The organism is Allobosea sp. 05T422_2, from assembly GCF_056396265.1.
In genome coordinates, this window is the sequence record NZ_JBFTLD010000371.1 from 1 (window position 1) to 5,320 (window position 5,320).

4 protein-coding genes are annotated in these 5,320 nt (G+C 66.5%); all 4 read right to left on the minus strand.

Features of this window, described 5'->3' with window-relative positions; all coding sequences use genetic code 11:
• Window positions 1-220: 220 nt before the first annotated feature.
• Window positions 221-2,203, minus strand: a complete 1,983-nt coding sequence (locus AC1DJT_RS34105; protein WP_476835815.1) for an acetyl/propionyl/methylcrotonyl-CoA carboxylase subunit alpha — start codon at window positions 2,201-2,203, stop codon at window positions 221-223.
• Between the two features lie 199 nt (window positions 2,204-2,402).
• A complete protein-coding gene (locus AC1DJT_RS34110) occupies window positions 2,403-3,653 on the minus strand; it encodes a YeeE/YedE family protein (RefSeq protein ID WP_441493249.1) in 1,251 nt (416 codons plus the stop codon).
• 40 nt (window positions 3,654-3,693) lie between these two features.
• Window positions 3,694-4,629 carry a sulfurtransferase gene (locus AC1DJT_RS34115; RefSeq protein ID WP_441493250.1) on the minus strand — a complete coding sequence of 312 codons (936 nt, stop codon included), beginning with the start codon at window positions 4,627-4,629 and terminating at the stop codon, window positions 3,694-3,696.
• Between the two features lie 161 nt (window positions 4,630-4,790).
• The coding region (locus AC1DJT_RS34120; protein ID WP_476835816.1) for a cation efflux transmembrane domain-containing protein at window positions 4,791-5,320 on the minus strand (530 nt) is incomplete at its 5' end.

Consider the following 5,320-nt stretch of genomic DNA (forward strand, 5'->3'; position numbering starts at 1 on the left):
CTCCTGGCCTGGTGCGGATTGTCGGCCGCCTGGTTCCTCGGCGACGACGACCCGCTTGCAGAGATCAATCTTGCCGTCGCGGAAAAGGCTGCGGCGCTCCTCGATGAAACCTAGAGCCGGCCCAATTCTCGGCTGGCACAAGGCTATCCCGCTGAAGCGCGGCGGTGGCATCAACGATGGCGGGCCAGCAACGCTGGGATAACCGAAATCAGTTGGAGCCCTACTCTCCCAGCACCACGACCTTGGCGCCCTCGGCCACCTGTGCCCCCGGCTGACCGGCAACTTCAGTCACGGTGCCGTCGCGCGGAGCCGTCAGCACATGCTCCATCTTCATCGCCTCGACGATCGCGAGCCGCTGGCCCTTGGTGACCAGCTCGCCGGGCTGGACGAAGAGCGCGATCAGCTTGCCATGCATCGGCGCCTTGATGACGCCCCCAGACCCCGCGGCGGCGTCGAGATCGACCGCAAACGGATCGTAGAGCGAAACCGTCGTCTGCCGCCCGCGGTGCAGCGCGAACCAGACGCCCCGCTCGGCCTGCGCCAGCGTGATCTCGTGCTCGCCCTCATCGATCTCATGGCCAGGCAGGCTGACGCGCGCACCGTCTTCATGCCACTCGATCCGGGCATCGATCCGTTCGCCGTCGACTGAGAGCGGCAGGCCAAGCGGCTGGCGCGGCATCAGCGAGAAGGCATCGGGAACGACCCAGGGCGAAAGCGCCCCGCCCTCATGCGCCGCCGCTGCAACGAGGCCGGCCTCCTGGCGCTGCTCCTCGAGCTGCAGCGCGGCAGCAGCTACCGCAGCGGCATCAAGCGGCTGCGGCACGGCACCCAGCGCATCGAGATTACGATCGATGAAACCGGTATCGAATGGCCCCTGCCGGAAGCCCTCGGCCTCCGCGAGATGCTTGAGGAAGGCAAGGTTGGTGCGCGGCCCGGCGACGATCGTTTCGCCCAGCGCCTGCGCCAGTCGGTCGAGCGCCTCATTGCGATCGGCGCCATGGGCGATGACCTTGGCAATCATCGGATCGTAGAACGGCGTCACCGTGTCGCCGGCCTCGACGCCCGTATCGATGCGGATGCCTTCCCCCTCGGTGAACTGCAGCGCCCAGAGCTTGCCGGTCGACGGCAGGAACCCCTTTTCGGGATCCTCGGCATAGAGCCGCGCTTCGACGGCATGCCCATTCGCCTGCACATCGGACTGGGTGAAGCCGAGCGGCTCGCCGGYCGCCACCTTGAGCTGGAGCTCGACCAGATCGAGCCCCGTGATCGCCTCCGTGACCGGGTGCTCGACCTGCAGGCGCGTATTCATTTCCATGAAATAGAAGCGGTCGGCCCTCAGGCCTTCCCGCCCATCCGCAATGAACTCGACCGTGCCGGCGCCGACATAACCGACAGCGCGCGCCGCCTCGGTGGCTGCCTTGCCCATCGCCGCCCGGACCTCGGCGCTCATGCCCGGAGCCGGGGCCTCCTCGATCACCTTCTGGTGCCGGCGCTGCAGTGAGCAATCGCGTTCGTAGAGGTGGACGACATTGCCATGACTGTCGCCAAAGACCTGAATTTCGACATGGCGCGGCGAGAGCACGTATTTCTCCACCAGCACGCGGGCATCGCCGAAGGCGCTCTTGCCTTCACGCTGGGCGCTGGAGAGCGCGTCGGCGAAATCCTCTGGCCGATCGACCTTTTTCATGCCTTTGCCGCCGCCACCCGCGACCGCCTTGATCAGCACGGGATAGCCGATCACTTCGGCTTGCCCCGCGAGGAAGCCGACATCCTGTTCGGCGCCGTGATAGCCCGGGACCACCGGCACCTTCGCCTTCTCGACCAGCGCCTTGGCTGCATCCTTCAAGCCCATGGCGCGAATGGCCGAGGCCGGCGGACCGACGAAGACGATGCCGGCAGCGGTGCAGGCATCGGCGAAATCGGCATTCTCGGAGAGGAAGCCGTAGCCCGGATGGATGCAGGCAGCATTCGCCTGCCTGGCAACGGCCAGGATCTTCTCGGCGTCGAGATAGCTTTCGCGGGCCGGCGCAGGACCGATCCGATAGGCCTCGTCCGCCATCTCTACGAAGAGTGCATCCTCATCGGCGTCGGAATGGACCGCGATGGTGCGCAGGCCCAGGCGCCTGGCTGTCCGGATGACGCGGCAAGCGATCTCGCCGCGATTGGCGATCAGGATGGAAGGCAGTTTCTCGGCGATCGTCATGGGCCGCGTCCTTTGAACGTCTGCCCCGTTATAGCAATCCGCACGGCGATGTCTGCGCGCCATTGCGCATCTGCGGATGCGCGGCTCGTCGCGCGTACGCCTCCTCCCCGCTTTGGGAGGAGGCGCAGCCGACTGACCGATCGCGAGGCAACAGAGCAGCCCTTTCGATAGCTTCGTTGCGCTCCAAGGGAAGACCCGCCTAACTCAGCACTCCGAGTCGGCGGCCGAGTTTCAGCGTGACCGTAGCTCCGACCAGCAGCGCCACACCAAAGATCCAGCCGGAGACTGCGCCTGCCGATACGCCCGAGAGCAGCGTGCCGACCGTGCAGCCAAGCCCGACCAGTGTTCCCCAACCGAGGAGCACGCCACCCAGAATCCCACGCAGGATCTGTGGCGGACGCGGCAGGCTCGGCCTGAACTCGCCCGAAGCGAGCGCAGCGCAGAAGGACGCCAGCACAAGGCCGATGACGAACAGACCGTTCGGCGTCAGCAAGGCGTCACGGATCACCGTGGCGCAGCCGCGAAAGCTGTCGAGGCCTTCCAGCCGCTCCGGCAGCAGGTCGAAAGCGTTCGCCACCTGCCGTGAGCGCGAGCCGAGTTCGGCCGTGACGCCGAGCGGGCTCAGCCGCAGATAGGCTGCTATGCCGACGAGGCCGAGGAAGAGACCGCCGAGCCAGGACGGCCAGCGCGCGACGAAGACCTGATGCAAAGGGGCTTGTGACTCCGCTTCGGTCCCGCCGATCGGCCGCCCTACCCGCAACAGCACGAGCGCCAGCGCGGCCAGCGCGCCAAGGCCACCGAGCAGCGCGCCGGCATAGCCGAGATGGCGCGGCAGCCAGAGCACCGCGGATTCCGAGATGCTGAGCAGGTAGAGTTCGTTCCAGCTCAGGAAACCGAGCCCGAAGCCAAGCCCGGCCCCGATCAGCGCGAAGGGCGCGGTCGGCGAGCCTTCGCCCAGTCTGTACCAATGGGCACTGATGCAGGAGCCGGAGATCGCCATGCCGGCGCCGAAAGCCAGGCCCGCCAGAACCAGTACAGGACCGACCGGACCGATATGGGCCGTCGGCGGCAGCCGTGCCCCCGACGGGTCGGGCAGCCAGGCTCCGAAGATCAGGGTATAGCCGACGATGCCGACCGCAAGCGCAGTCAGGATACCGAGCAGACCGCGCGGGTCGCGCCGGTCGAGCCAGTCCCGCCAGATGCAGAGGAAGCAGAAGCGGGAGCGCTGCAGCACGAAACCGAAGACCGCGCCGAGGATCAGCGAGAGCTGCAGTTGCGGTGCCGGGTCGCCATGGGTTCCGACGAGATGGATCGCCCCGGCGAGCACCAGGACGACGGCCGTCGCGGCCACGAAGCGCGCAGGCGGGAACTGCAGCTCATCGGCAGCAATCCCGCCCGAGGCGGCTTCGCGCGCCCGCTGATAATCGAGCGCGCCAGTGTCGTCGGACATGCTCATGGATGCTGCCCGGGCAGACTCGCCAGCCTGGCGCTCACTTGCCGCTCCAGACCGTGCCCGCCGGGTTATTGATCGGCAGGCCGACGACATTGCCGTACTCAGTCCAGGAACCGTCATAATTGGCGACCTGGTAGCCAAGCAGGCGCGACAGGATGAACCAGCTATGGCTCGATCGCTCGCCGATCCGGCAGGTCGTGATGATCGGCTTCGAGCCGTCGATGCCGATCTCGGCATAGAGCTTCCTCAGCTCCTCGACCGGCTTGATCGTGCCATCAGCCTGGTTGACTGCGCGTGCCCAGGGCAGGTTGACGGAGCCTGGGATATGGCCGGCGCGGAGCGCCAGTTCCTGGAACCCAGCCGGTGCGATGATCTTGCCCGAGAACTCGTCGGGCGAGCGGATGTCGAGGATGCGGGCATCGGACTTCCTTTCGACGACATTCACGACATCCGTCAGCCGCGCGCGCAGCGTGCGGTTGGGTTGGGAGACGGTGAAGCCCGACGCCTTGACCGGTGCCGGACTGGTCGCGACCGGGCGCTTCTCCAGCTCCCATTTCTTGCGGCCACCATCGAGCAGCTTCACGTTGTCGCGCAGGCCGTAGATGTCGAACACCCAGGCGCCCCAGGCGGCGAACCAGTTGTTGCTGTCGCCGTAGAGAACGACCGTCGTATCCTTGTCGAGGCCGAGCTTGCGGGCCAGCGCCTGGAATTTCTCAGGTGTCGCGATATCCCGTGACACGGTCTCGACCAGATCGGTGTGCCAGACGACGTTCTGCGCCCCCGGGATATGGCCGCGTTCATAGAGCCCAGGCTCGACGCTGACCTCGACGATCCGAAGCGTCGGATTCGCGAGGTTCTGCTCGAGCCATTCGGTCGTCACCAGCGGACCGCCATTCGCCCAGGCAGCCCCGATCGATGCGAGCCCCCCCAGCACCGAACCGAGCACCCATCCCAGTCGCGTCTTCCCAGCCATATCGCCTCAACTCCGTCCATTTGATCGAGAAATCKGGAGGGAGATCGTCGCCGCCAGGGCCGCGCAAGAACAGCCGAACAGGATTTTTTTGTTTGCCGGGTGCGGACAAGAACCGTCCCCCGGYGCCTGCCGTAGGGGAAGATCCTTCCGAAAGGCCCGTGTCAGGCTTCCGCTGGGAGGGTTTTGTCCTGCGGCACCCGGGCAGCTTTCCAGATCGCCCAGGTCGCCTGGAAGCAGATGCCGACCACGATGAGGTCGAACAGATATTCCGGCCAGCGCACCGGGGCGACGCGGGCGACGAGACCAAGCAGCGCAAAGCCGGTGGTCGAGATCACGTCGTTGCGGCTGGAGAGCCAGGTCGCCTTGATCACCGGATTGGTCTCGCGGCGGAAGCGCCAGAGCAGCGCGACGATCAGGATGGCGATGACGATCGCGCTCGCCGCGGAGAAGCCGAGCGTCCAGATCTCGATCGGCCTTGGGCTGACAATCTTGTCCCAGAGGTCGTAGAGCGTGTGGATACCGGCGACCGCCATGACCGCCCCGATACCGAGCGCGGCCCAGCGCTCGGCCCGCTCGTCACGGCCGAAGACCAGCGCGGCGATGCCGTAGAGCAGGACGTCGTAGACCCAGTCGACGCCGTCCTTGAGCAGTTGGGCGTTGCCGATGCCGTGCGCCCAGAGCACGACATGGG

Excerpts from the sequence above, each read along its gene's own strand:
- AC1DJT_RS34110 (WP_441493249.1), bottom strand. The coding sequence starts at position 3,653 with ATGTCCGACGACACTGGCGCGCTCGATTATCAGCGGGCGCGCGAAGCC.
- AC1DJT_RS34115 (WP_441493250.1), bottom strand. The coding sequence starts at position 4,629 with ATGGCTGGGAAGACGCGACTGGGATGGGTGCTCGGTTCGGTGCTGGGG.